Annotated in this window: 32 protein-coding genes; 9 read left to right on the top strand and 23 right to left on the bottom strand. The window is 69.5% G+C overall.

Annotated elements, in window-relative coordinates:
• Positions 1 to 33: 33 nt before the first annotated feature.
• Positions 34 to 381 carry a YybH family protein gene (locus tag HFP15_RS04605; protein WP_210716716.1) on the bottom strand — a complete coding sequence of 116 codons (348 nt, stop codon included), beginning with the start codon at positions 379 to 381 and terminating at the stop codon, positions 34 to 36.
• 70 nt (positions 382 to 451) lie between these two features.
• Between HFP15_RS04605 and HFP15_RS04600 the strand changes: the two genes are divergently transcribed.
• Positions 452 to 1,336, top strand: a complete 885-nt coding sequence (locus HFP15_RS04600; protein WP_168511766.1) for a LysR family transcriptional regulator — start codon at positions 452 to 454, stop codon at positions 1,334 to 1,336.
• Here the strand turns inward: HFP15_RS04600 and HFP15_RS44115 are convergent.
• On the bottom strand, positions 1,218 to 1,529 hold the full coding sequence (locus tag HFP15_RS44115) for a glyoxalase superfamily protein (RefSeq protein ID WP_376768852.1): 312 nt from the start codon (positions 1,527 to 1,529) through the stop codon (positions 1,218 to 1,220). The genes HFP15_RS04600 and HFP15_RS44115 overlap by 119 nt on opposite strands.
• Positions 1,530 to 1,583: 54 nt before the next feature.
• Complete coding sequence (locus HFP15_RS04595; protein ID WP_168511764.1) at positions 1,584 to 2,744, bottom strand: coiled-coil domain-containing protein; 1,161 nt, start codon at positions 2,742 to 2,744, stop codon at positions 1,584 to 1,586.
• A 312-nt stretch (positions 2,745 to 3,056) separates the two neighbouring features.
• Here HFP15_RS04595 and HFP15_RS43790 point away from each other — a divergent pair, with 312 nt between their 5' ends.
• The 3 genes from HFP15_RS43790 (at position 3,057) to HFP15_RS04580 (ending at position 5,649) form a co-directional block, all read left to right on the top strand.
• Positions 3,057 to 4,598 (top strand): tyrosine-type recombinase/integrase, encoded by a 1,542-nt coding sequence (locus HFP15_RS43790; protein WP_312871459.1) that lies wholly within the window; start codon positions 3,057 to 3,059, stop codon positions 4,596 to 4,598.
• Positions 4,599 to 4,852: 254 nt separating this feature from the next.
• The gene (locus HFP15_RS04585) at positions 4,853 to 5,257 is read left to right on the top strand and encodes an STAS domain-containing protein (protein ID WP_168511762.1); all 405 of its coding nucleotides are present in this window, start codon (positions 4,853 to 4,855) and stop codon (positions 5,255 to 5,257) included.
• Entirely contained in the window at positions 5,254 to 5,649 is a 396-nt protein-coding gene (locus HFP15_RS04580) for an Hsp20/alpha crystallin family protein (RefSeq protein ID WP_168511760.1), read from the top strand. The genes HFP15_RS04585 and HFP15_RS04580 overlap by 4 nt, the downstream gene beginning before the upstream one ends.
• Positions 5,650 to 5,655: 6 nt before the next feature.
• On the opposite strand, the gene HFP15_RS04575 is transcribed toward HFP15_RS04580, so the two are convergent.
• Both HFP15_RS04575 and HFP15_RS04570 read right to left on the bottom strand, forming a co-directional pair.
• Positions 5,656 to 6,495: a patatin-like phospholipase family protein gene (locus tag HFP15_RS04575; RefSeq protein ID WP_168511758.1), complete on the bottom strand. Its 840-nt coding sequence runs from the start codon at positions 6,493 to 6,495 to the stop codon at positions 5,656 to 5,658.
• Positions 6,492 to 6,662: a hypothetical protein gene (locus HFP15_RS04570; protein WP_168511756.1), complete on the bottom strand. Its 171-nt coding sequence runs from the start codon at positions 6,660 to 6,662 to the stop codon at positions 6,492 to 6,494. Before HFP15_RS04570 ends, HFP15_RS04575 begins: the two co-directional genes overlap by 4 nt.
• 25 nt (positions 6,663 to 6,687) lie before the next feature.
• Here HFP15_RS04570 and HFP15_RS04565 point away from each other — a divergent pair, with 25 nt between their 5' ends.
• From HFP15_RS04565 to HFP15_RS04555, 3 genes are all read left to right on the top strand, one after another.
• The gene (locus tag HFP15_RS04565) at positions 6,688 to 7,200 is read left to right on the top strand and encodes a CGNR zinc finger domain-containing protein (RefSeq protein WP_168511754.1); all 513 of its coding nucleotides are present in this window, start codon (positions 6,688 to 6,690) and stop codon (positions 7,198 to 7,200) included.
• A gap of 5 nt (positions 7,201 to 7,205) precedes the next feature.
• Complete coding sequence (locus tag HFP15_RS04560) at positions 7,206 to 7,967, top strand: SGNH/GDSL hydrolase family protein (RefSeq protein ID WP_168511752.1); 762 nt, start codon at positions 7,206 to 7,208, stop codon at positions 7,965 to 7,967.
• 104 nt (positions 7,968 to 8,071) lie between these two features.
• Positions 8,072 to 9,421 carry an MFS transporter gene (locus HFP15_RS04555; protein WP_168511750.1) on the top strand — a complete coding sequence of 450 codons (1,350 nt, stop codon included), beginning with the start codon at positions 8,072 to 8,074 and terminating at the stop codon, positions 9,419 to 9,421.
• A gap of 53 nt (positions 9,422 to 9,474) precedes the next feature.
• Here HFP15_RS04555 and HFP15_RS04550 read toward each other — a convergent pair whose 3' ends face one another.
• The 4 genes from HFP15_RS04550 to HFP15_RS04535 form a co-directional block, all read right to left on the bottom strand.
• The gene (locus HFP15_RS04550) at positions 9,475 to 10,905 is read right to left on the bottom strand and encodes an SPFH domain-containing protein (protein WP_246271378.1); all 1,431 of its coding nucleotides are present in this window, start codon (positions 10,903 to 10,905) and stop codon (positions 9,475 to 9,477) included.
• A gap of 28 nt (positions 10,906 to 10,933) precedes the next feature.
• Positions 10,934 to 11,365 carry an NfeD family protein gene (locus tag HFP15_RS04545; protein ID WP_168511748.1) on the bottom strand — a complete coding sequence of 144 codons (432 nt, stop codon included), beginning with the start codon at positions 11,363 to 11,365 and terminating at the stop codon, positions 10,934 to 10,936.
• A 72-nt stretch (positions 11,366 to 11,437) separates the two neighbouring features.
• Positions 11,438 to 12,244: a DUF3097 domain-containing protein gene (locus HFP15_RS04540; protein ID WP_168511746.1), complete on the bottom strand. Its 807-nt coding sequence runs from the start codon at positions 12,242 to 12,244 to the stop codon at positions 11,438 to 11,440.
• Positions 12,245 to 12,339: 95 nt separating this feature from the next.
• Entirely contained in the window at positions 12,340 to 13,533 is a 1,194-nt protein-coding gene (locus tag HFP15_RS04535) for an MFS transporter (protein WP_168511744.1), read from the bottom strand.
• A gap of 200 nt (positions 13,534 to 13,733) precedes the next feature.
• On the opposite strand from HFP15_RS04535, the gene HFP15_RS04530 reads away from it, so the two are divergent.
• Positions 13,734 to 14,483: a phage major capsid protein gene (locus HFP15_RS04530; protein WP_168511742.1), complete on the top strand. Its 750-nt coding sequence runs from the start codon at positions 13,734 to 13,736 to the stop codon at positions 14,481 to 14,483.
• Between the two features lie 211 nt (positions 14,484 to 14,694).
• On the opposite strand, the gene HFP15_RS04525 is transcribed toward HFP15_RS04530, so the two are convergent.
• The 5 genes from HFP15_RS04525 to HFP15_RS04505 all read right to left on the bottom strand — a co-directional run bounded on the left by HFP15_RS04525 (position 14,695) and on the right by HFP15_RS04505 (position 17,620).
• Positions 14,695 to 15,183 (bottom strand): LppA family lipoprotein, encoded by a 489-nt coding sequence (locus HFP15_RS04525; RefSeq protein ID WP_168511740.1) that lies wholly within the window; start codon positions 15,181 to 15,183, stop codon positions 14,695 to 14,697.
• A gap of 118 nt (positions 15,184 to 15,301) precedes the next feature.
• The gene (locus HFP15_RS04520) at positions 15,302 to 16,753 is read right to left on the bottom strand and encodes an alpha/beta hydrolase (protein ID WP_168511738.1); all 1,452 of its coding nucleotides are present in this window, start codon (positions 16,751 to 16,753) and stop codon (positions 15,302 to 15,304) included.
• A gap of 139 nt (positions 16,754 to 16,892) precedes the next feature.
• Entirely contained in the window at positions 16,893 to 17,057 is a 165-nt protein-coding gene (locus HFP15_RS04515) for a hypothetical protein (RefSeq protein WP_168511736.1), read from the bottom strand.
• A 2-nt stretch (positions 17,058 to 17,059) separates the two neighbouring features.
• Positions 17,060 to 17,371 (bottom strand): hypothetical protein, encoded by a 312-nt coding sequence (locus tag HFP15_RS04510; protein WP_168511734.1) that lies wholly within the window; start codon positions 17,369 to 17,371, stop codon positions 17,060 to 17,062.
• 111 nt (positions 17,372 to 17,482) lie between these two features.
• A complete protein-coding gene (locus tag HFP15_RS04505; protein ID WP_168511732.1) occupies positions 17,483 to 17,620 on the bottom strand; it encodes a hypothetical protein in 138 nt (45 codons plus the stop codon).
• Between the two features lie 163 nt (positions 17,621 to 17,783).
• Here HFP15_RS04505 and HFP15_RS04500 point away from each other — a divergent pair, with 163 nt between their 5' ends.
• A complete protein-coding gene (locus HFP15_RS04500) occupies positions 17,784 to 18,155 on the top strand; it encodes a winged helix-turn-helix transcriptional regulator (RefSeq protein ID WP_168511730.1) in 372 nt (123 codons plus the stop codon).
• 81 nt (positions 18,156 to 18,236) lie between these two features.
• On the opposite strand, the gene HFP15_RS04495 is transcribed toward HFP15_RS04500, so the two are convergent.
• The 9 genes from HFP15_RS04495 to HFP15_RS04455 form a co-directional block, all read right to left on the bottom strand.
• Positions 18,237 to 18,809 carry an alkaline shock response membrane anchor protein AmaP gene (locus HFP15_RS04495; RefSeq protein WP_168511729.1) on the bottom strand — a complete coding sequence of 191 codons (573 nt, stop codon included), beginning with the start codon at positions 18,807 to 18,809 and terminating at the stop codon, positions 18,237 to 18,239.
• A complete protein-coding gene (locus HFP15_RS04490; protein ID WP_168511727.1) occupies positions 18,809 to 19,333 on the bottom strand; it encodes a DUF6286 domain-containing protein in 525 nt (174 codons plus the stop codon). The genes HFP15_RS04495 and HFP15_RS04490 overlap by 1 nt, the downstream gene beginning before the upstream one ends.
• Positions 19,330 to 19,692, bottom strand: coding sequence for an Asp23/Gls24 family envelope stress response protein (locus HFP15_RS04485; protein ID WP_168511725.1), 363 nt, complete (start codon positions 19,690 to 19,692; stop codon positions 19,330 to 19,332). The genes HFP15_RS04490 and HFP15_RS04485 overlap by 4 nt, the downstream gene beginning before the upstream one ends.
• 4 nt (positions 19,693 to 19,696) lie before the next feature.
• Positions 19,697 to 19,873 (bottom strand): hypothetical protein, encoded by a 177-nt coding sequence (locus HFP15_RS04480; protein WP_168511723.1) that lies wholly within the window; start codon positions 19,871 to 19,873, stop codon positions 19,697 to 19,699.
• 3 nt (positions 19,874 to 19,876) lie between these two features.
• Positions 19,877 to 20,353: an Asp23/Gls24 family envelope stress response protein gene (locus HFP15_RS04475; RefSeq protein ID WP_168511721.1), complete on the bottom strand. Its 477-nt coding sequence runs from the start codon at positions 20,351 to 20,353 to the stop codon at positions 19,877 to 19,879.
• Between the two features lie 66 nt (positions 20,354 to 20,419).
• The gene (locus tag HFP15_RS04470) at positions 20,420 to 20,731 is read right to left on the bottom strand and encodes a hypothetical protein (RefSeq protein ID WP_168511719.1); all 312 of its coding nucleotides are present in this window, start codon (positions 20,729 to 20,731) and stop codon (positions 20,420 to 20,422) included.
• Positions 20,728 to 21,093, bottom strand: coding sequence for an Asp23/Gls24 family envelope stress response protein (locus HFP15_RS04465; protein ID WP_168511717.1), 366 nt, complete (start codon positions 21,091 to 21,093; stop codon positions 20,728 to 20,730). The genes HFP15_RS04470 and HFP15_RS04465 overlap by 4 nt, the downstream gene beginning before the upstream one ends.
• Positions 21,094 to 21,103: 10 nt before the next feature.
• Positions 21,104 to 21,652, bottom strand: coding sequence for an Asp23/Gls24 family envelope stress response protein (locus tag HFP15_RS04460; RefSeq protein WP_168511715.1), 549 nt, complete (start codon positions 21,650 to 21,652; stop codon positions 21,104 to 21,106).
• Positions 21,643 to 22,230, bottom strand: coding sequence for an RNA polymerase sigma factor (locus tag HFP15_RS04455; protein ID WP_168511713.1), 588 nt, complete (start codon positions 22,228 to 22,230; stop codon positions 21,643 to 21,645). Before HFP15_RS04455 ends, HFP15_RS04460 begins: the two co-directional genes overlap by 10 nt.
• Positions 22,231 to 22,259: the final 29 nt, after the last annotated feature.

Below are 22,259 nucleotides of genomic sequence, written 5' to 3'. Positions count from 1 at the left end.
TCGATCGTGGCGTCGCCACCTTAGCAGCCGTGCTCAGCTCCGGATCTCGGGGCGGTCGATGATGCGCAGCCAGGTGCCGTCGGGTTGACGCCGCGCGACCTGGACGCGGCCGCCGGTGTTGTCGGACGGGACGGTCGAGGTGAGCGCGAGGTCGCCATGGCGGATGGTCGGCATCGGCTCCTCGACCTGGAATCGTGGCGCCTGCGCGAGCATCTGCTCGAACACGGCGAGGATCGCGGCACGGCCGACGGTCTGCGATCCCGGTGGGAAGGCCAGCACCGCGTCGGGTTCGTACAGTTCGGAAAGCCCTTTCGCATCGCCGGCGTTGGCGAGTTCCACGAACAGTCGGGCCAGGTCTTCGGGTTCGGTTGCCTTTGTCATGTCTCCAGCCTGTGCCATGTTCAGCTAGAAGTCCAAGAGCTGGTTCTGCTCGCAGCTAGAATGATTGGTTATGGAACTGCGGCAGCTCGAGTACTTCGTGACCGTGGCCGGGGAAGGCAATTTCACCAGGGCTGCCGAGAAGCTGCACGTGGCGCAGCCCGGGGTCAGCGCGCAGATCCGGCGGCTGGAGCGGGAGGTCGGGCAGGATCTGCTGGACCGCTCGGGCCGGTCGGTGCGCCTGACCGCGGTCGGCGCGGCGGTGCTCCCCTATGCCCGCGCCGCCCTGGCCGCCGTCGACGGCGTGCGCCTCGCGGTGGACGAGCTGACCGGACTCGTGCGCGGGCGCGTCGCGGTGGGCATGGTGACCTCGCACAACGTCGATCTGCCCGGCCTGCTGGCCGATTTCCACGCCGACCATCCCGAGGTCGAGATCACCCTGATCGAGGCGGACACCGCGCGGCTCGTGGACGCCCTGCGGGACGGGCGCCTGGACGCGGCGATCATCGCGCTGTCGGCCACGGCGCCGGACGGTCTGCGGTTGCACGTGGTCACCTCGCAGCTGATCACGGCCGCTGTGAGCAGGGACGATCGCCTGGCCGGGCGGGACGCGGTCACGCTCGCCACGCTGCGGGAGCGGGCGCTGATCTGCCTTCCGCGTGGCACGGGAATCCGCTCGCATCTCGACGCGGCATGCGCGGAGGCAGGGTTCGAGCCGCGGATCGCGTTCGAGGCCAGTGATCCGACGATGCTGGCGCAACTGGCCGCGCGTGGGCTCGGGGTGGCGATCCTGCCCGATTCGGTGGCGCGCTCGCGGGCGGACCTGCACCCGCTGGAGATCACGCGGCCGGCGCTGCGGGGCGGGTTGGCGTTCGCGTGGCGCGCCGAAGGCCCGGTCTCTCCCGCCGCGCGGGTGCTGATCGACCGCGCGCGGCGGATGTTCCCCGCCCCGAGCTGATCCGGTGTCGACCGCGCGCCCCGGCGGAGGTCTGAATCCGGACCGCGGAGCCCGGAGTGGCGTCCCCGTGATGCTCGCTCAGGTGCAGCTGCAGTTTCGCCAGAGCGCCGCGCCTCGTGGCCGGGGAAGGTCTGCTGAATCGGGACCGTGACCGGAGCTTAGGCTGCGGTCGCCGGGCTGCGCGGCCACCAATGCGAGGGCCTGGCTGTGGATGCTCTGGGTGCCGTCCGCGGGGGTGGCAGCGTCCTTACCGGTAGCCCGCGTCGTCGGTCGCCGCGGGCAGGCTCATCAGTTCGGCCAGCAGCCCGGCCCGGAGATCGTCGCCGTCGCGCTGATCCAGGACGATGGCCTGCACGTTGGTGAGCTTCTGCCGCAGGTGATCACGTTGTTCGGCGCGCCGCTCGGATCGGGCGAGCTTGTCGGCGAGGTCGCGGACGCGGGCGGTGTGATCGGCTTTGGCGCGCTCGAGCTGGGCTTCGAGACGCTGTTCGGCCTCGGCAGCTTGCGTACGGGCGGCGGCGAATGCTTCGCGGGCGGCGTCGCGCTCGGCTGTGCGGACGGATAGCTGCTCGGCGCGTTCGGACAGCGTGGCCTGCAGGCTGTCCGCACGGCGTCGCTCGTGGCGGGCTTCCTGCGCGGCGTCCGCGGCTCGTTCCTCGGCGGCGGCGCGGGCGGCTTCGGCGCGGGCCTGGTCGAGTTCGGCCTCCTTCTGCGCGGCCACGGCCTGGTCGGCCCGTTCCTCCGCCAGCTCGCGGGCCAGGGTTTCCTCGCGGGCGCGGCGTATCTCCTGGTCGCGGGTGTCGTGGGCCTGGCGTATCCGGTCGGCGGCCTCGGCGCGGGCCTGCCGCACGTCCTGCTCGGCCTGCTCCCGGGCGAGGCCGATCTGGTGTTCTGCTTGCTCCGCTGCCTGGCGGATCTGCTGTTCGGCCTCCTCATGCGCCTGGCGGATTTGGCCGTCGGCGTGTTCGCGGGCCTCGCGGACTTGGTGCTCGGCCTCCTCGGCGCGGGCCTCGGCGCGCTGACGGAGCCCCTCGGCCTCGGCGGCGCGCGCCTCGGCTTCTTCGGCGCGTGCGGCGATGTCGGTGACCTCGTCGCCCACGCGCGACGTCACGGTCTTGAGCGCTCCGCGCACCGCGTCGAGGGGCTGCCCCAACGAGGCGGCCGCGCGGAGGAATTCGTCCACGGTCGCGCGCAGTTCGGCGGTGGAGATCGACTCCCCCATCGCGTCTCGCAGCGCCTGATCGGCTGCCGCGAGCTGCTTACAGCTCCGGCCGCCCGGCCACTCCCGATCCGGGCAGAACTCGAACGGCCGCCCCCCACGCGGCCCCGGCGGCGGCAATGGCGCCTGGCATCCCCGGAACCCACACAGCCCCGCCGTCTCCGCCCGCTGCCCGCCGTCGTTTTTCATGTCGTTGATCATAGGTTAGAAGTTGTGTAACTCCAACCAGTGGTTATAGATATCGCAACGCATCGCAAGTTAGCTACAGAAATAATCTTTTGTAGCTAAGATAGGAGGAGAATTAGCCGGTCAACTTAGGGTGAGGCTGTAGTGACTCAGCGTGGTAGTGCTGGCTCGTATGAGGGGGGTCGGAAAACTGGGGAGGTCGACTCCGGTGGTGGGGATGGCGCTGGAAGTGGTTGGGCCGGTGCCGGGAGTAGCTGCGCCGGCGACGGAAGTAGCTCGGCTGGCGATCGAAGTTCTGAGTCCGCCGCCGACCCGGTGGCCGAGTCCGTCCCCGTCGACGGAGCCGAGGCGACGGCCGCCGGCGTAGCCGAGCCCGCCGCGGTCGGGGCCGCCAAATCCGCCGGGCACGCGACCAAATCCACCGAGCCCCTCGAGTCCATCGAGCCCGCCACGACTGGACAGGCTGAGCCCGCTGCCGCCGCGATCGGGGCAGCTGAGCCGACGGCCGCTGCCAGCCGCACGATCGAATCCGCCGAGCTCGCCACGACCGGGCAGGCTGAGCCCGCTGCCGCCGCATCCACCGCCTCCGGAGGCAGCCGCAGCCCCGCCACTCCCGTCCCCCGGCTCCGAATCGGGGGACGAAGTGAGCCCGCCGCCGGCCACCGTGAGCCGCCCGGCGATGCCGTCGGGCAGCCCGACCTGTGGCCCGGTGTCCCGGACCCCGCGGTGCTGCTCACGGCGCTCGCCGACTGGCTGTCCGGCTACGGCAACCGCGGGACGCGGCGAACGTACGCCGAAGGGCTGGGGCTCCCGGTCACCGCCAACGACCTCGGCGCGTGGCTCAAACTCGAAGATCCACCGGCGGGCTGGGTGGACGCCCTCGCGCGGTACATCGCGGCTCTCGGGATCTCCCACGTCACCCCCTCCACACACCGGCCACCGCCCGCCGCGCGGGGGCGGCTACGCGAGCTGCACTGGCTCCGGTGGTGCGCCAGCCACGGCCAGAACCCCCTGACCGCACGCTCCCACCACGTCAAAACCTGGCTCGACGCCCTCGCCGACGCCGGCGCGGCCACCGCCACCCGCGACCGGCTGCTGGCCACCGTCAAAGCCTGCTACACCCACCTCGCCGACACCGGCCTCATCGACGCCAACCCGGCCGCCCTCAACCGCCGCCGGCTCGGTCTCGTGGTATCCGCCGCCAGCACCAGCACCACCATCACCCTGACCACCGCCCAGGTCGCGCGGCTCTGCGAGGCCGCAGGCACGCCCCGTCGCGGCGCCAGCCCGACCGACGTCGCCCGCGCCCGCGCCGTCGTCACGCTGCTCACCCTCGGGCTGCGCGTCAGCGAACTCTGCGGCCTCGACCGCGCCGACCTGCACGTCACCCGCGGCCGCCGCGCGCTGCGCGTGCACGGCAAGGGCGGCAAGACCCGCATCGTCTACCTGCACGAACTCGCCGACCGGGCCCTCGCCGACTACCTCCGCCTCACCCAGGACACAGCCGTCGCGCGCCGAGGAACCACCGCAGCGCCGACGCCACTGCTGGTCACCCGGGCCGGCCACCGCTTCCAGCGGCAGGCGATCTGGCAGCTCCTGCGCCGGCTGGCCGTCTCGGCCGGCGAGCCGTTGCGCGACGTGGCCGACGCCCTGCACCCCCACGCCCTCCGCCACTTCTACGTCACCACCGCCGTCGAAGCCGGCGCCCAGCTCGTGCACGTCCAGGCCGACGTCGGGCACACCAGCATCGACACCACCGAGGGCGTCTACAACAGCGCCGCCCGCGATCCCGGCCGCAGCGCCGTCGACCTCATCGCGGCCGCGCTGGCCGAGAACGAGCCGGACGAGGGCCGGTGAAAAACAGCCCCATCCTGCCCGCTCATGGAACAAAACCGTTGTGGCTCAACGAAACGGCCGCTTCAGATCGGGGCCTTGCCGGAAATGACCGGGTTGCTATTGCTACCGCTACGGGTGTGATTTCGTTTACACTGCTCTCAGCGGTTCAGCCGGTAGCCGTGGCAACCAATCGCCCCACCACGAGGCCACAGCGGCGTCCGCAAAAAGCGGGAATCCCCCTCGCCCCACCGCCTCGTCGGTGCGAGGGAGGCTGTATGACCGCGACAGAACCGTTCTCCTGGGCGGGCCCGGCCCTCGGCATGTCATTGCCGCCGCCCGAACCCGCGCCGGTACCGCATCTGCGGCTCCGCGTGACGAGACCGACCCTCGACACGGCCGTGATCTCCGCGCACGGCGAGCTCGACGCCACCACCGCGCCACGGCTGTCGGAGCTGCTGATGAGCAGGCTCCGCGGCAACCTGCGCACCGTGGTCGTTGATCTGTCCACTGTGGAATTCCTCGCGGCCGCCGGGATCTCCGTGCTCGTGCGGGCGAACCTGCTGGCCCGCAGCCGGGGGATCGCGCTGCGCATTCATACCGGGCGCAACCGGTTCGTCACGAGGCCGTTGACGCTGACCGGGCTCACCGAACACCTCGACCTGAGCGAGGAGGAAGGATGAGCGAACCCGTACCAGTGCTGCTGGTGGAACCGCCCCGGCACGACGACCACGCCACCGCGCCCGAGCGGCTCGCCGCGCTCAAGGCCATCACCGACCGGATGCGCCCCATATTCGACCACGGCTGGGGTATGGAAGGCGCCCGGAAACCACGCGTCGAGGTCGAGGAAACCGACCGGGACTACGTGTTCGCCGCGACGCTGCCCGGCGCCCGGCGGGATGACGTGCTCGTCGTCATCCGCGATCAGGACCTGTGCATCAGCGGCAAACTACGCCCGCGGAACCGGTTCGCCTACCGCAGCACCTTGCCGTTCGGGTTCGACTACAGCCGGATCGAGGCGAAACTGGACCGGGGCGTACTGACCGTGCGCGTCGGCAAGCTGGCCTACCTGTAGCCGGGGTCAGCCCCACAACGCGGCGAGTGCGGCTGCCGCGCGCACCCCCTGCTCGTGTCCGGCCTTCGCGGCGGGCTCGCGGACCGCGGGATCGAGCAGGTTCGGTCCCATCGCCTCCAGCGACGCCTCATCGGGACGCACGATCTCGACCTCGGCGCCCTCCGCGCGGAGCGCGCTCACCTGGTCGTCGAGATCGGTGTTGCCCGGAATCTCCATGACCTGCAGCACCAGCACATGAGTGCAGCCGGCGGCGAGGTCGGCGTTCTCGGCGGACCGGATGCCGCCGTCGATGTAGCGGGACTCCCCGATCGTCAGCGGCGGCCAGGTGCCCGGTACCGCACAGCTCGCCGCGACCGCATCCACCAGGGCGATGCCGGAGTCCTTGTCGAAGACCCGCTCCTGGCCGCTGTACGCGTCCACGGCGACGACCCTCAGGTCGCGGCCGGGCCACGTGTGCGACGGCAGCCGGGCGGCGATCACCGCGCGCCGTTCCGCCTCGGTGACGGTCGGCGCCTCGAGTGCGAGCGCCCCGATCCGGCGGCGCAGCTCCCCTGCGTCGCTCGCCTGCTCACCGGCGTTGCCGAACAACTCCAACAGGGCGTCCCCATCCAGGACCGCGGCCAGTTCGGGCGCCTGCGCGGCCGGATCGACCTGGCGTCGGAACAGCTCGTCGAGCGGCAGCCCGCTGGTGATCTGCGCGGCGACGGTCGACCCGGCGGAGGTACCCACGATCAGATCAGCCCTCAGCAGGTCCACCCCCGCCTGGGCGAGACCGGCGATGATCCCGGTCTCCCACGCGATTCCGGCGACACCGCCGCCGCCCAGCACGAGTCCGCGTCGAGTCATGCGCTCCTCAATCCGGCCGTGCCGACCAGCGAGCCGTTGATCTCCACGAGCCATTTCCCGCACACGCACCGCCGGTAGGCGACGCGCCCGTCGGACACTACATGGCTGGATTCGGCGAGCAATTCCGCGAGCGGGCAGCCGCAGGAGGGGCATTCGTGGTCAGGCATGTGAGCAGCGTGCTGTAATGACTCAGTGCATTTCAACCCTTACGGTGGTCTGGCCGCGCAGGTGGCCGTCGGGCTGGTCAACCTCGGCACCGCTCCGGCCGCGGCGGTGACCGCGAGGGCGCGCGCGGCCGGCATGCTCATCGATGACCTGTCCGAGCGCGACGCCACCGGCGTCGCCGACTGGACACGGAGGCTGCGCGCGGTGTTCGCGGCGTCCGATGTGGACATACGGGTGGATCTGGTCAACGAGCTGCTGGCCGATTCCGCGTGCCAGCCACATATTTCCCGGCACGACGGCAAGGCGCCGCATCTGCACTACGCGGAGGAGCGCGCGGACACCGCCGCACGGCTGCGTGCCTACACCGCCGGTGGCCTCGCCCATCTGCTGTGCGAGGACCCGGCCAGGATGGGCGTGTGCGGGCGCGACGGATGCGACGTCGTCTACGTCGACACCTCGCGCAACGGCAGGCGCAGGTTCTGCTCCACCCGGTGCGCCACGAGGGTGCACGTGGCCGATCACCGGGCACGCCTAAAGTAGTTAGCATGAGCAAGCGGTTTGTGGCCCTGGGCGATTCCTTCACCGAGGGCGTGGGCGACGACGATCCGGCACGCCCGAACGGGGTCCGCGGCTGGGCCGACCGCGTCGCCGAGCAGCTCGCCGTGCGCGAGCCGGAACTGCGGTACGCCAACCTCGCGATCCGGGGCAGGTTGCTCGGACCGGTGCTCGCCGAGCAGCTGGAACCCGCACTGGCCATGGATCCCGACCTGGTCACGATCTACGCGGGCGGCAACGACCTGATGCGCCCGAAGGTGGACATCGACTCCCTCGTCGCCGCCTACGACGCAGCCGTGGCCCGGCTGGCCGGAACCGGCGCGACGATCGTGCTGTTCACCGGTGTCGACGGCGTCGAGGACCCGGTGTTCCGCACGATGCGGGGACGGACCGCGATCTACAACGAGCACATCCGGCTCATCGCCGCCCGGCACGGCGCGCGCCTGGTGGACATGTGGGCCATGCGGCAGTTGCGTGACCGGCGGCTGTGGTCGGCCGACCGGCTGCACCTCAATCCGCGCGGCCACACCGAGGTCGCGGTCGCGGTGCTCGACGCGCTGGGGGTGGGGCACGAACTCTCGCCGGCCGAACTGGGGCCACGCCCGGCAACACCGCCGAGACAGCGGCGCGCCGAGGACCTGCGCTGGGCCCGTGAGCACGCCCTTCCCTGGATCGGCCGTCGTCTGCGTGGCGAGTCCTCCGGTGACGCCATCAGCGCGAAACGTCCCGAACTGGCACCAGTCCAGCGCTGACGCCGCTCTTGTACGGAAAGTAATTGCCTCCCCGGCTGGACATCACTCGATACGTGAACGAAAGTTGAAGATTGAGTGGGCCCCGTCACAGGAGGCATGTGGTCATGGTTCTGGGTCGCAACGAAGCGAACAAGGTCATCGACTCCCAGCACACCGAGAAACGCACCCAAGTCCGCAGAGCCGCGTTCGCGAGCTCTATCGGCACCACGATCGAGTGGTACGACTTCTTCCTCTACAACACGGCAGCGGCACTGATCTTTCCTCATCTGTTCTTCCCGTCCTCGAGTGCCTATGCCGGAGCACTGCAGTCCTTCGCGACCTACGCCGTCGGGTTCGCGGCCCGGCCCGTGGGCGCCGCGATCTTCGGCTACTGGGGCGACCGCCTCGGCCGCAAGGTCACGCTCGTCATCACCCTGCTGCTCATGGGCATCGCGTCCGGCGCGGTCGGCCTGTTGCCCGGCGCGGCGACGATCGGCGTCGCGGCACCGCTGATCCTCGTCGGGCTGCGGCTCATCCAGGGCATCGCGATCGGTGGTGAGTGGAGCGGTTCGGTGCTGCTCGCCATGGAATGGGGCGATCAGCGCAAACGCGGACTGCTCGGCAGTTTCGCGCAGATCGGGGTGCCGGTCGGGCTCGTGCTCGGCACGGGCGGCATGACGCTGTTGTCGGCGCTGCTGCCCGACCAGGCGTTCTCGTCCTGGGGCTGGCGGATCCCGTTCCTGGCCAGCCTCATCCTGGTCGGCGTCGGGTTGCTGATCCGGCTGCGGATCATGGAAACCCCCATGTTCGCCAAGATCGTGGCCAGGCAGCGCACCTCGCAGAAGCCGGTGAGCGACGCCATCAAGCATCACTGGCGCGAGATCCTGCTGTCGGCGGGCCTGCGGTTCAGCGAGCAGATGCCGTTCTACCTGTTCACCAGCTACGTCCTGGTGTACGTGGTCGCCCAGCACCACTACTCCAAGACGTTCGTGCTCGTCGCGGTGCTGGTCGCGGCGACGCTGGAGCTCGGGCTGATCCCCTACTTCTCGCACCTGTCCGACCGCGTCGGCCGGAAACGGGTCTACCTGACCGGCGCCGTGCTGACCGGCGTGCTGGCGTTCCCGTATTTCGCCGTGCTCAAGAACGGCGGGTACGTCCCGATCTTCGTGGTGGTGATCCTCTCGCTGGTCGTGCACGCGATGCAGTACGGGCCGCAGGCCGCGCTGATCGGCGAGAGTTTCCCGACGCACCTCCGTTACGGCGGCGCGGGTCTTGGCTACCAGCTGGCGTCGGTGTTCGCGGGTGGTCCGGCGCCGCTGCTGGCGACGTGGCTGCTGCACGTGACCGGCACGCCGTACTCGATCTCGATCTACATCGTGCTCGCCGCCGTCGTCACCGTGGTGTGTGTCGCGCTCATCGCCGATCGGTCACGCTCGGACATCAGCGACGACAGCATCTACGTGCGCCGCGCCTGACATGACGATGGGGGCCGGTTCACGCGGGTGAACCGGCCCCCATCGCTGGATTCCTACTGCTGCGGCGGGTAGAACGGGCCACCCGGCGGCGGCTGCGGCGGCTGCGGTCCCGACGGCGGCTGCTGTCCGGGCCGCTGCTGCCCGCCGGTGGGCGGCGTGCCGTAGTGCTGGCCCGGCTGCCGGGTCGGCAGCCCGGCCTGCGGCGGCGCGGCGGGCGGCGGCGTCTTCTCCGTCGACGGCTCCGACGGCGCGACGGAGGCCTGCGGCGCGGCCGGAGGCTCCTGCGCCTCGTCCGGCTCCGGGGCCCGGGGCGCCGCCTGCGGTGCGGGCGGGGCCGGCGGTGCCGGCGGAATGGACGGGGCCGGTGCCGTGGCGTTCAGCGGGCCCGGAACCTCCTGGCGGGCGACCTTCTCCGCCTCGCGCACCGCTTCCGCGATACGCGGGTCGGTGGAGGTGTCGAACCAGCTGGCCACGTCGTCGTCATCGAAGGTGGGCGGCTCGGCACCGTCCGCACTGGACGGTTCGTAACGGAACACGCCCTCTTCGTCCTGCTTGGCGAACGCCCGCGCGAACTGCTGCAGCGCGTTGCCGTAGTCGCTGGGCACAAGCCACACCTTGTTCGCGTCGCCCTGCGCCATCTGCGGCAGCGTCTGCAGGTACTGGTAGGCCAGCACCTCCGGAGTCGGCCTGCCCGCCTTGACCGCGGCGAACACCTTCTCGATGGCCTTCGCCTGGCCCTGTGCCTGCAGGTAGCGGGCCGCGCGTTCACCCTGTGCGCGCAGGATGCGGGACTGCCGGTCCGCCTCCGCGGCCATGATCGTGGCCTGCTTCTGGCCCTCGGCGGCCAGGATCTGCGACTGCTTCTGGCCCTCCGCCGACTTGATCGCGGACTCCCGCTGACCTTCGGCGTTGAGGATCATCGCGCGCTTCTCCCGGTCGGCGCGCATCTGCTTCTCCATCGAGTCCTGGATGGAGGGCGGCGGGTCGATCGCCTTCAGTTCCACTCGCGCGACCCGGATGCCCCAGCGCCCGGTCGCCTCGTCGAGCACGCCGCGCAGCTGGCTGTTGATCTGGTCGCGCGAGGTCAGCGCCTGTTCCAGCGTCATGCCACCGACCACGTTCCGCAGCGTGGTGGTGGTCAGCTGCTCCACACCGACGATGTAGTTCGAGATCTCGTACACCGCGGCACGCGAGTCGGTGACCTGGAAGTAGACGACGGTGTCGATCGAGACCGTCAGGTTGTCCTCGGTGATCACCGGCTGCGGCGGGAACGACACGACCTGCTCGCGCAGGTCGATACGGGCGCGCACCTTGTCGAGGAAGGGCACCAGGAAGTTCAGGCCCGGCGAGGCCACCGTACGGAATCTACCGAGCCGCTCGATCACCGCCGATTGTGCCTGCGGGACCACCATGATCGCCTTCGCGATCGTGATGATCACGAACAGGGCGATGACCGCGACAACAATGATCGCTGCGGTTCCCAAGATCTCTCCCGTTGTGCAGATTGTTGTGTTATGGCTCCGGCGATACCACGGCCGTGGCGCCGGATATCTCTACCACGGTCACCTTCGTGCCGGGTTCGATCCGCTCACCGTCGACGTGGCTGCGCGCGGACCAGATGTCACCGGCGAGCTTGATCCGGCCCCCGTCGCCGTCCACAGTAGACACCGTGACGCCGCGGGCGCCGATCAGGGACTCGATACCGGTCTTGATGTTGGGGCCGTGCAGAAAGCGCTTTTTCAGCGCCGGCCGCGCCAGCCAGATCAGGCCGGCCGAGGCCACCGCGAACACGATCACGTCGATGATCGCGTTACCGCTGATCGCCGCCGACCCCGCGCCGAACAGCGCGCCGATCCCGAGCATCACCAGGACGAAGTCGCCGGAGACCACTTCGGCCATTATCAGCACGATGCCCGCGATCAGCCAGATCAGCGCCGGTGTCATGCGGCTATCGTGGCAGATCGTGACCGTGCACAGCCAGCGAACCACGCGACGTGACCTTCGCGTGACCTACGCTCACCCGGCCGGGACGGTGACGAAGTCGATCAGCTGCTCGACGGCCCCGATCAGCGGTGTTTCCAGATCGCGGAAACTGCTCACCGCGCCGAGCACGCGCTGCCAGCCCTCATAGGTCTCGCCCCAGCCCAGCGCCGCGCAGATGCCTTCCTTCCACGGCGTTCCGCGCGGCACGGCCGGCCACTGCCGGATGCCGACGGCGGCGGGCTTGACCGCCTGCCAGATGTCCACGTACGGATGGCCCGTCACCAGGACGTGGTCGTCACGGATGGCGTCCACGAGCCGGGACTCCTTGCTCCCCGTGACGAGGTGGTCGACCAGGACGCCGAGTCTGCGCTCGGGTCCGGTGCCGAACTCCTCGATGCGCTCGGCGAGCACGTCGACCCCGTCCAGCGGTTCCACCACCACGCCTTCCACGCGCAGGTCATGGCCCCACACGCGTTCCACCAGTTCGGCGTCGTGCTTGCCTTCCACCCAGATGCGCGAGTCGCGTGCGGTGCGCGCCCGCAGGCCCTGGACCTTCACCGAGCCGGACGCCGAGATCGTGCGAGCCTGCTTCGGCGCGGCTTTGGGTGCGACGAGCGTGACGGGTTTGCCGTCCAGCAGGAAACCCGCCGGGCTCAACGGGAACACGCGGTGCTTGCCGTGGCGGTCCTCGAGTACGACGTTGCCGCACTCCAGCCGGACCACCGCGCCGCAGAACCCGCTGCCCGGCTCCTCGACCACCAGTCCGGCTTCGGCCGCGACCTCCGGGATCTTCCGCTTGCGCGGCCCGGCGAGAACGTCGTCATAGGAATGGGATCGCACGATCGGGGAAGGTAGCGCCGGACGCGGTGCCGCGTCGCGCCGCCACGCCGGGTGCCGGCCGGAAAGCGCTTCCAGCCGGAACCGCGGGAGGACGGTCAGCGGCGGGCAGGCCGCAGCGTGGCCGCGGCCAGCACGGCGCTCGCCGCGACGAGTCCCGCGCCGATCCAGAACGCCAGGTGGTAACCCGCCGTGAGCGCCTCCGCCTGCGCGACACCCCGCGCGGCGAGGCCCTCGGAGCGGGTAGCGGCCAGCACGCCCAGCACGGACAGGCCGAGTGCGCCCGCGACCTGCTGTGTGGTGTTGAACAACCCCGAGGCGAGTCCGGTGTCCTCGGGTCGTGCGTCGCGCATGCCCAGCGACATGAGCGCGGGCATCGCCAGGCCGAACCCGATCCCCATCAGGGCCAACGCGGGCAGCACATCCGCCACGTACCGGCCGTCGGACGGGGCGCGGGCCAGCAGCATGAGGCCGACGGTGATCAGGCCGAGCCCGGCGAGCAGCACGGCGCGTTCGCCGAATCGGCCGGTCACCCGAGCCGACGCACCGAGCGAGATCGCCGCGATCAGGACAGCCACCGGGACCATCGCGAAGCCGGTCTGCTCGACCGAGAATCCGAGCACCTGCCGCAGGTACAGCACGATCAGGAACTGGAACCCGAACATCGCCGCGATCAGCAACGCCTGCACCGCGTTTCCCGCCGACAGCGAACGAGAGGTGAAAACACGCAGTGGCAGCAAGGGTGTCGCGGCCCTGGCCTGCCGGAGCAGGAACGCCACCAGCAGAGCGACCGCCACGGCGCCGAGGCCCAGCGTGTGCGGCGAGCCCCAGCCGTGTCCGTCCACCTCGACGATCGTGTACACGCCGAGCATCAGTGCGGCCGTGACCAGCGCCGCACCGGGCACGTCGGCACCCGCGCGCAGGCCGATGCCCTGGTCGCGGTCCAGCACGCGCGTCGCGAGCACGGCCACGACGAGGCCGATCGGCACGTTGATCAGGAAGATCCAGTGCCAGCTCGCGGCCGCGGTCAGAACGCCGCCGGTGAGGCTGCCGATGGATCCGCCCGCGGCCTGCACGAAGCTGAACGCGCCGATCGCCTTGGCGCGCGCCGCCGGTTCGGGGAACAGGGCCACGATCATGCCGAGCACGACCGCGGACGAGGCCGCGCCGCCGATGCCCTGCCGGAAGCGAGCGGCGACCAGCACCTGCGGGCTCCAGGCCGCGCCGCACAGCACGGACGCGGCGGTGAACACGACGATCCCGGCGAGGAACACACGGCGACGGCCGATCACCGCCGTCGATCACGTCCCTGGCGGAGGCAGACCTGCGGCAGCTCCACGAACACGCGACGAGCAAACGGTCCATCGCCGTCGAGGCGAAGACCCAGCCGCGCGGCACCAAAACGGACCCCACACCGGACGTCATCGCCGGAACGCCACCGGCCACGTGGGCTCAACGGATCTTGCCGCCCGTCCCGTTCGCGCGGGAACCGGTGCGGATTCTGGACCTGATCCCGATCATGACCGGCCCGGCCTATATTCAGTATTACCGCACGAATGGCAGCACGTCGGCCGCAGCCACGGCGGAAGCCGAGCCGAAGCCGCAGTCGATGATTTCCTACGACAAAATCGACGCGCACGCCACCAAGATCGCGCATTACGTCGAAACGTCGGACGAGTCCATTCTGGACTTCCCGAATTTCCTCAATTTGGTGACGAGCGATTTGCAGGGCGGGCTCGTTGACGCTGAGAATCGGGAACTGCTCGCCGCGTCCGCTGGCGGTGAACACGGCTGGGACGGGCTGCTCCACGTCAGCGGCACCCTGGGGCGGGTGCGGGGTACGGAAACGCCGCTCGACACGCTGGAAATGGCCGTCAACGATTTGCGGGTCGGTCCGGCGTTCGCCAGCCCGGACGCGGTTGTTTTGAACCCGACAGACTGGTCCGCTATTCGCCGCGCGAAGGACGCGCAAAACCGTTATTTGGCCGTCAATCCGCTGGACGGTTCGGCGAATACATTGTGGGGCATCCGGGTCGTGCAAACGTCGCAGATCCCTGCCGGCACAGCGGTCGTGGCCAATTTTATGCAAGGCACCCTGGTGTATTCGGTCAACACCATGCGAATCGACGTTGATCGCGGCGGCGACGCGTTTATCAAAAACGTGACGCGGGTGAGGTGCGAGGAGCGGTTGATCTTCTGTGTGACACGACCGAGCGCGGTAGTAGTCGTGACCGGTCTGTAGGTCGAGGTTTCGTCGCCTGGCGGGGTTTCAGTGGTTACCCGTCGCGGTGACGGTTGCCGCGCTGGCCGTTCCTTCCGGCGCGCGGCACGCGGGCACCCCGTGCACGCTCGGGATTTTGGCCTTTCCATCGAGCGTGCCGGGGTGCTCGTTCGTGTTGCAACGCCTGTACGACAAGTCGCTATCCCTTGCCGTGGGTGGACACAGGAGGCCATCACTGCCTGGGGGTCGAGGTCCGTGTGGTACCGCGTGTCTTCGCGTCCGGAGTCAGGTGGCAGCCCGTGGTCACTGAAATGACTGTCTGCTGTTCCGTTCCCACAAACAACTCAGCGCCGTATTGATCAAGAACCGTTAGGTAGTGTGATGGGGGTTTATCCACGCGCGGACCTGTACGGGTAAAGCCATAGCTGTTAGCGAGGTTTGAAATCACTTCCACGGCCTTAGCCCACTGTTCCGAGCTAAGAGTCTGGCGACTGGACAGCCGATCCAGGTTACGACGGACGACATCGTAACGGTCGACATTCGGGAACTCATTTGCACACCCCGACTCTCGACCGTCATGAAGATTTTGCCAGCTACCTATCCCGAATTCGGTCGTCAGTTGCTGGGCCAACTTTTCTCGCATGTCCGTGTAACTAGCGACGACCTGGTTGATGTCCGGTCGGCTCATTAGCTCGTTGAGCTGTTGCTGTTGGCTGTTCATGGTTGTTGTGGGGGTGTCCGTCCCAATACGTCCGCTACATCCGGTAACGGCAAGAGCGATAACGACGAGCACGGCGAGGACCGCGCTGGTGCGAAGCTGAATGACCGTAACTCCCTTCCTAGCGAGCCGGAATCGTGAGGTCCGGCTGTCCTGCAACGACGGCCGCGATGTTGTACTTGCTCGTCGTGTCGATGCCGTTGATCGACGTGGTGTACTGGCTGTGTCCCTGCGATGCGGCGAGTGGTCCGTCAGGACTGATGGCAGCATCGGTAGAGAGTTGGGTGACACCGGCAAGGGTTTGCGGGGCGTCGCCGTAGCGTCCCAGTATGGGTACGTCGTTGGCGATGGGGTCGCCGTTGGCGGCAAGGTCGTAGGTGTGACCGGTGGGGACCTGGAGGTGCTGCACCGGGTTGCCGCTCCCCGGCAACCAGCTCGGGGTGTCGGTAATGCCGGGTGATCCGAAGAACACCGCGTCGTGCACCCCGGTGTTCTGCTGCAAGGCGATGCCGGTGGTCAGCGAGCCATAGGAATGCCCGAGCGCGGTCATATGGGGCTCGTTCGTCCGCGAGGCGTTGATCCCCTGATCGAACTGGGCCAGCTTGTTCGCACCGTCAACGGCCGCGTCGCCACCCACCAGGTCGTTGATGCTCTTACCCGCCTCGAAGATCTTGCCGTCAACCGGGACAGCTGGCGGCTCGTAACCCAACCACGTCACGGTGGCGACCGAACCGCCACCCTTCAGACGGAGATCGTTCTCTGCGGCTGTCCGGATCCCGTCCATATCGTCCACGTAGCCAGACATATTTTCGTTGACGGCGGAGTTCATGCCGGGGGTGAAGACGGCGACGTGCTGGGCGGTATCGACGTCCCCGTTAGCGATGGCGGCCTTCGCGGCGTGACCGCTGACATCCAACGTCAGCAGTTGCTTGTCGGGGTTCACCTCACCAGTCGATAGGTGCATGATCTTGTCCACGGCGTCGAGCGAGTCGAGCTTGTGCTTGATGTTCTCCAGTTCCAGGATCGCCGGAAGCGCTTCCGCGCCCTTCCCGCTGGCCTGGGCGGCGAGGGTGTCGTACCGCTGCTGCAACTGGGCCCGCAGCTTGGGGACCATCGCCAGGTTGGCCTGGCTGCGTGCGGAGGCTTCCACGCCGTCGCGGTTGCCGACGAGTTCTGGGTGGTCGTGGATGAGCACGTTCTTCTGGTTCTGGGACAGGGTGGCCCACCAGGCGGCATTGTCTGCCGGGGTCGCGCCCGCCGGGGGTGGGGCGGGGATGCTCAGCGCGCCGAGCGCGGCACCGGAGTTGCCCGCAGCGGAGAGGTCCGTGCGACCGTTGCCGGAGTCGATCTCGTGGTTGGACAGGATGCGATCGAGCACGGCGCAGAAGTCGTTGTCCACATCCTCGGCGGAGCGCAGCACCTCCTGGATGCGGTCCTGCAGCTCGACCGCGATCCGCTGCCGGTCGCGTGCCGCCTGCGCGCCATCGGGATCTTGCTCGGTGCTCACCGGGGGCGGCGCGTGGCTGGTGATGCTGCCGTCCTCCCCGATGGAGAACTCGTGTGCGGCGGCCATGCTCTGGACTTCCTTCACCCCGTGCAACACCCCGGTGATGGCGTCCGATACGTCCCCGGCCGCGCGCCGCAGGCTCGCGCCTTCGGCGGCCAGTTCCTCGGCCGCGTCGGCGAGCTTGGTGGCGCGGGTCGCCGCCGCCTCAGCACTGGGCCCGGACCAGCCCCTCCGGCATCGCGGTCGCCCGCAACTCGTCCGCGCCCCCGAGCAGCTGGTTATAGCGGTTGTTGAGCACCCCGACCAGGTCGGCCAGCGGCTCCGGACTCCACCGTGTCACATCGCCCCAGGACATCCCCCAGAAACTCACGCTCAGCTCATCCCTTTCGGCAGCTGGAACTGCCGTAGATCATGCTGGGCGGCGTCCTCGTAAGTGCGATAGAACTCGGCCGCGCTCGTCATATCGTTCGCGTAGTCGGTGAACCCGGTTGCGATCGGCTTCACCTTGCCCGCCCAGCTCTGCTTCACCGACGCCAGCTTCCCGATCGCCCGGGCTCCGGGCATCCCAGCGTCCCCGTCCGGGATCGCTCCCGCGAAGTCGAGAGGCCCGATCACGTCCGCGACCCGTTGCGCCGCCTTCCCGGCGGCCGCGATCTTGTCGATGATGACCTCGTACCCGGCCATGCGCGCCCGCTCCCCCTCGCCCGGACCATGTCCATGCGCCCTGTGTTCGGGTCGTGACACTACGGGAGCAGCCCAAGCAGGCTCAACCGGTTAGGGCAAACTTGAGTAGCACTACTCACCGCCCGCGCGGACGCGACTGAAGGTGTATAGACGAATTGTTACATCGAGGATGATCATCAGCGTCTGCGCGCACAGCACGGCCAGCGCGAGCCCGCGTGCGGTGCCGCGGCTGGACAAGGTCTGGGACATCGAGCGCCTCCCTCAGGGCACGATTTGTAACAGTTCCCATCTTCTGTTCCAGCTTCTGACCTGGGAAGAAGGCACTTTGCTGTGCCAGGGGAACATCGATGTGACCGTCCAGCTCAATGGGGAACGATCTGTAACAGAGGGAATCGCTGGTAACGTGGAACACATGTCCGACGAGGTGTCCGCACAGCTGGCCGAGGCCTGCCCGATCGTCGAGGTGCTCGACCACGTGGCGGGTAAATGGAGCATCGGGATCATCGTCGCCGCGGCGAACGGACCCGTCCGCTTCACCGAACTGGAGCGCGCGGTCGAGGGCATCAGCCGGCGCATGCTGACGCTGAACCTGCGCAAGCTGGAACGCGACGGGCTGCTGGTGCGCACCGTCTACCCGACCGTGCCGCCGAGAGTCGAGTACGAACTCACCGACATGGCGCGCGAACTGTATGAATCACTGCGCGGGCTGCTGGACCGGGCGCAGAAGCATCGTGGCTCGATCGCCGCGTCCCGGATCGCCTACGATTCCGGGAACGCCGCCTGAACATCGCGTCGTGTTCGAGGCGACGCCCGCCGGCCGTCAGCCAGGCTCGGGCAACATGCCCGGCGACGGCCGCGGCGGACGTCAGCGCACGCGCGGTGCCGTCTCGGTGGCGAACCGGAACTCCACGACGGTGGGCAGGGCTTCCAGATCCAATGCCTGGCACAACCTCGGCACGCCCTGCTCGGTGATCCGCTCGCGGATCACCGACAGATCGGCGTCGGGCCCGGCGGTGACGGTGACCAGCAGCGTCGGATCGTCCTGCGGACCGGACAACGTCGCCGAGGCCTCGCGCACACCGGAATAGCCTTCGACCTCTCCGGTGAACGGTTCCGTCGCGACGTTCGCCTCCAGCCGCGTCGACCCGGTGGCGGCGGTGCCGCGCCAGCGCCAGGTCACCGTCCTCGGCCGCCGCAGCGCCTGCGCGCCCAGCCAGCGCAGGAACAACAGCCCCACCAGGACCGCGATCGCGGTCACGACGTACCAGACCCAGGTCGGTGGCAGGTGCGTGCCGGGTACCAGCGGGCGGTTCCGGTCGAGCACCCGCAGCCAGCCGTACGACGTGGTGATCGCGAACGCGCCCGCGGCGAGCAGGACGAGCCCGAACAGGGCCAGCAGTGTGCGATTGAGCCGCGCCGGGCGGTTGAGACTCGCCATCAGACCCTTCCGATCTTCGTGTGCACCCGCGGGCGACGCTGCGGCCCGATCCGGTCGAGCTGCGCGATCACGGCCTCGTCAACCCGTGCGCCCAGATCGTCGGGCGCGGTGCGCGTCGGCGTGATCTTCGCCTTCACCTTCCGGCGCCGGTACTTCAGCCGCACGGCCGCCACGCCGTCGACCGCGACGGCGGAGGCCTGCAGCGCTGCCCTGATCCCGCGCCGCGACGCGCCCGCGATGCTGGCCCCGCCACCCTCCTGCAGTGGCAGGACGAGAGCCCGGCCCGGCAGCACCGCGGCGAGGAACAGGACGAGGCCGAAGAACGCCAGCGCCGACCCGGCGATCACCACCGGCAGCGCGGTCCAGTCGAGCCCGTGCACGTACTCGGCGATGCGCCGGTAATCCAGCACCGGCCGTTCGTTGATCAGCAGCTGGATCGCGCTCGTGGCGACCAGTGCGCACACCGCGAGACCTGCGAGCGCCACGATCGTCGCGGGCAGGCTGCGCCGGGAACGGCGGATCACCGCACCCTCCTCTCCCCGGAATCCGCACCGCGCAACGAGGTCACGGTGATGTCGACCCGATCCACGATGAGCCCGGTCAGCTCGGCGACCTCGCGGGTGAGCTGCTCGCGCGCGGCCTCGGTGGTCTTCGGCACCGACGCCGGATAGGCGACGGACAACTCCACGTCGAGCGTGACCTGCTCGCCGCGCACCCGGGCGTCGATCTTCGGCTCACTGCCGCCGACGGTCAGCCCGAGCATCCGGCGCGACGAGCCGCCGACGCCCTCCATCTCGGTGACCAGCCGGGTGGCGATGCGCTGCACCGCACGGTCGGCGACCGTGGTGGTGCCGCGCGTCTCGATCTCCTCGGTCACGGTCATCGCGTCATCGCCGGTCCCGTCCGGTCAGCTGGGACAGGTCGAGCTTGCCCTCCAGCGCGCGCCCCGCGAGCCAGCCCAGCGCCCCCAGCACGGCGACGATCAGAAAGGCCCCGAACCCGCCGAACGCGCCGGCGATTCCCAGTACGAGCCCGGTCAACAGGCCAAGGACGGAAGCAGACATGGCCTACTGCACCCGTCCGGTGGCGCCGTCTTCTTCCATGTCCTCGTCGGGCAGGTGCACGTCGTTGACCATGATGTTGACCTCGACGACCTCGAGCCCGGTCATCTGCTCGATCGCGTTGATGGCGTTGCTGCGCACCGCGCGCGCCAGGTCGGCGATCGACACCCCGTACTCGACCACGAGCTGCAGGTCCACGGCCGCCTGCTTCTCCCCCACCTCGACCGAGACGCCCTGGCCCGCGCTGGCGTTGGCGCCGGGGATGCGGTCGCGGATCGCGCTGAACGCGCGGCTCACGCCGCCGCCGAGGTCGTGCACCCCGGGGATCTCGCGGGCGGCGAGACCGGCGATCTTCTGCACCACGGTGCTCGCGATCGTGGTGGTGCCCTGACTGGTCACCAGCGGCGTGCTGGTCTCCGACCGGGCCAGCTCGCCGCCCTTGCGGGACGAGGTCGCGGTCTTCTCCTCGGTGCTGCTGGTCATGCTCGACAACTCCTTCGTGGTGTTTTTCGTGCCTACATCAGGAAAGACAACGCTGATCGCGAAACGTCACGCACCGATTTGCCGGTCCTGGACCGCCGTGGCGTCCACATCGGTCACCACCAGCAGCACTGCGGCGCGCTCGAACGGCGTGCCCACAAGAGTTTTCGCGACGACCTCCCCGGCCGCGGACAACACCGGGGGCAGTGGCAGCGCGGTCGCCACGAGCCGGATCCGCACCAGGTCCTCGGCCGCGTCGATGGCCAGCGAGTCGAGGTTGAACGCGGCGGTGGACCGGACCATCGGCGGCGCGGGCCGCACGCCCTCCACAGTGGACAACGCGGCGAGCAGGGCCGAGACCAGCTCGGTGCGCGCGGTCATGAGGTGCTCGCGGGTTCGATGTCCAGCACCGCGACCGACACCTCGTCCACGGTCAGCCCGGTGTCGCGGGTGATGGCCTGCCGCACCTCCCGCTGCACCCGTCGCGCGACGACGGCCGCCTGCGCGTGCCCGCTCGTCGCGATGCCGACGCGTACCCGTACCGACTCACCGTCCACCCGCACCGCGACCCCGTCGGTGGCGACCGGCGTGATTCCCTTGGCCTGCTGCCATTTCGACCGTCCCCACGCGCGCAGCAGACCGCCGACTCCGGTCTCCAGCCGGGCCACCCCCGGTATGCCGCGGGCCGCGTGCGCGGCGATGCCGGCCACGACCGGTTCCTCGATCGCCCACTCGATGGCCATGCTCATCCCCTCACCGGTCATAGAAGTCGGCCAGCTCCAGGTCCAGCCGTGCGAGCCGGACGCCGACGCTCACGGCGCACGCGGCCATCACTCGTTCCCGCACGGTTGCCAGGAGTTCGGCCAGGTCGTCGCGATAAGTCGCGGCCACGGTCAGCTCGGCGTGGAGCACGGTCTCCCCGGCCTCGACCCCGAGGGCGCGCACCCGGCAGCGGCGTGCCCGGACCCCATCGATCTCGTCGGCGGCGAAGCGCAGCACCACGGCGACCGCCTGCTCGCTGACCTCCAGCGTGCCCGGCTCGTCGGCGTCCAGCGGCAGCATTTCACCCCTTCCACGAAGCTCGGCACGGACCGCGGACATGATCCGGTCCGTCAGGTCGATCCTGGGCTGCACGCGGTCGGCGGCCAGTTCGTCGGTGGCCTCCCGCAGCGCACGCAGGCTTTCACGGGCCGTCGCGCAGTGCGGGCAGGACAGCCCGTGTGCGTCCGCAGCGTCGAGCTGCGCCCACAGTTGTTCCAGCGACCGGCCACACGGCAGGTCGTACGTCGTCTCTACCGCCATGGCTGCATCACCTCCGCCAGTTGCGCGCGGGCGCGGGCGATGCGGCCACGGACCGCCGTGGTCGAACTGTCCACCGCCGCCGCGATCTCCTCATAGGACCGGCCGTGTACCTCCCGCAGCAGCCAGCACGCGCGCTGCTGCGGGGTGAGCTGTTCGAGCGCGTCGAGCAGCGCCCGCATCTGGGCGCTCACCTCGGCCGCCCGTTCGGGGCGCGCGTCGCCGCGCCGGGTTTCGGTCGTGTCCGGGTCCACGTCCGCCATGGGGCGGCGGGCCCGGATCGCGTTGAGACACCGGTTGGTCGTGGTCCGGTACAGCCAGCCGACGAACGCCGCGTCCTGCTGCAACTGCCCGAGCCGCCGCCACACCGTGAGGAACACGTCCTGCACGATGTCCTCGGCGTCGCCGGTGCTGCCGAGCATCCGCAGCGCCAGGCGGAACATCGGGCCCTGATACCGGCGCACCAACTCCTCGTAGGCGTGTACGTCGCCGTCGCGCGCCCTCGCGACCAGGGTCGCATCGTCGAGCGACGGCTGTGTCGCCTCTGTCGTGGTCGCCGCAGTCACCGCACCCCCGCTCATCAGCTTCACTGCCAGGCTTTCCGTATGAC

The organism is Amycolatopsis acididurans, from assembly GCF_012328925.1.
GTDB classification, from domain to species: domain Bacteria; phylum Actinomycetota; class Actinomycetes; order Mycobacteriales; family Pseudonocardiaceae; genus Amycolatopsis_E; species Amycolatopsis_E acididurans.
The sequence above is the reverse complement of the archived record's forward strand: the minus strand, read 5'-3'. Positions and strand labels throughout refer to the sequence as shown.

Excerpts from the sequence above, each read along its gene's own strand:
- HFP15_RS04605 (WP_210716716.1), bottom strand. The coding sequence starts at position 381 with ATGACAAAGGCAACCGAACCCGAAGACCTGGCCCGACTGTTCGTGGAA.
- HFP15_RS04600 (WP_168511766.1), top strand. The coding sequence starts at position 452 with ATGGAACTGCGGCAGCTCGAGTACTTCGTGACCGTGGCCGGGGAAGGC.
- HFP15_RS04595 (WP_168511764.1), bottom strand. The coding sequence starts at position 2,744 with ATGAAAAACGACGGCGGGCAGCGGGCGGAGACGGCGGGGCTGTGTGGG.
- HFP15_RS04585 (WP_168511762.1), top strand. The coding sequence starts at position 4,853 with ATGACCGCGACAGAACCGTTCTCCTGGGCGGGCCCGGCCCTCGGCATG.
- HFP15_RS04580 (WP_168511760.1), top strand. The coding sequence starts at position 5,254 with ATGAGCGAACCCGTACCAGTGCTGCTGGTGGAACCGCCCCGGCACGAC.
- HFP15_RS04575 (WP_168511758.1), bottom strand. The coding sequence starts at position 6,495 with ATGACTCGACGCGGACTCGTGCTGGGCGGCGGCGGTGTCGCCGGAATC.
- HFP15_RS04570 (WP_168511756.1), bottom strand. The coding sequence starts at position 6,662 with ATGCCTGACCACGAATGCCCCTCCTGCGGCTGCCCGCTCGCGGAATTG.
- HFP15_RS04560 (WP_168511752.1), top strand. The coding sequence starts at position 7,206 with ATGAGCAAGCGGTTTGTGGCCCTGGGCGATTCCTTCACCGAGGGCGTG.
- HFP15_RS04555 (WP_168511750.1), top strand. The coding sequence starts at position 8,072 with ATGGTTCTGGGTCGCAACGAAGCGAACAAGGTCATCGACTCCCAGCAC.
- HFP15_RS04545 (WP_168511748.1), bottom strand. The coding sequence starts at position 11,365 with ATGACACCGGCGCTGATCTGGCTGATCGCGGGCATCGTGCTGATAATG.
- HFP15_RS04525 (WP_168511740.1), bottom strand. The coding sequence starts at position 15,183 with ATGAACAGCCAACAGCAACAGCTCAACGAGCTAATGAGCCGACCGGAC.
- HFP15_RS04520 (WP_168511738.1), bottom strand. The coding sequence starts at position 16,753 with ATGGCCGCCGCACACGAGTTCTCCATCGGGGAGGACGGCAGCATCACC.
- HFP15_RS04510 (WP_168511734.1), bottom strand. The coding sequence starts at position 17,371 with ATGGCCGGGTACGAGGTCATCATCGACAAGATCGCGGCCGCCGGGAAG.
- HFP15_RS04505 (WP_168511732.1), bottom strand. The coding sequence starts at position 17,620 with ATGTCCCAGACCTTGTCCAGCCGCGGCACCGCACGCGGGCTCGCGCTG.
- HFP15_RS04500 (WP_168511730.1), top strand. The coding sequence starts at position 17,784 with ATGTCCGACGAGGTGTCCGCACAGCTGGCCGAGGCCTGCCCGATCGTC.
- HFP15_RS04495 (WP_168511729.1), bottom strand. The coding sequence starts at position 18,809 with ATGGCGAGTCTCAACCGCCCGGCGCGGCTCAATCGCACACTGCTGGCC.
- HFP15_RS04485 (WP_168511725.1), bottom strand. The coding sequence starts at position 19,692 with ATGACCGTGACCGAGGAGATCGAGACGCGCGGCACCACCACGGTCGCC.
- HFP15_RS04480 (WP_168511723.1), bottom strand. The coding sequence starts at position 19,873 with ATGTCTGCTTCCGTCCTTGGCCTGTTGACCGGGCTCGTACTGGGAATC.
- HFP15_RS04475 (WP_168511721.1), bottom strand. The coding sequence starts at position 20,353 with ATGACCAGCAGCACCGAGGAGAAGACCGCGACCTCGTCCCGCAAGGGC.
- HFP15_RS04470 (WP_168511719.1), bottom strand. The coding sequence starts at position 20,731 with ATGACCGCGCGCACCGAGCTGGTCTCGGCCCTGCTCGCCGCGTTGTCC.
- HFP15_RS04465 (WP_168511717.1), bottom strand. The coding sequence starts at position 21,093 with ATGGCCATCGAGTGGGCGATCGAGGAACCGGTCGTGGCCGGCATCGCC.
- HFP15_RS04460 (WP_168511715.1), bottom strand. The coding sequence starts at position 21,652 with ATGGCGGTAGAGACGACGTACGACCTGCCGTGTGGCCGGTCGCTGGAA.
- HFP15_RS04455 (WP_168511713.1), bottom strand. The coding sequence starts at position 22,230 with ATGAGCGGGGGTGCGGTGACTGCGGCGACCACGACAGAGGCGACACAG.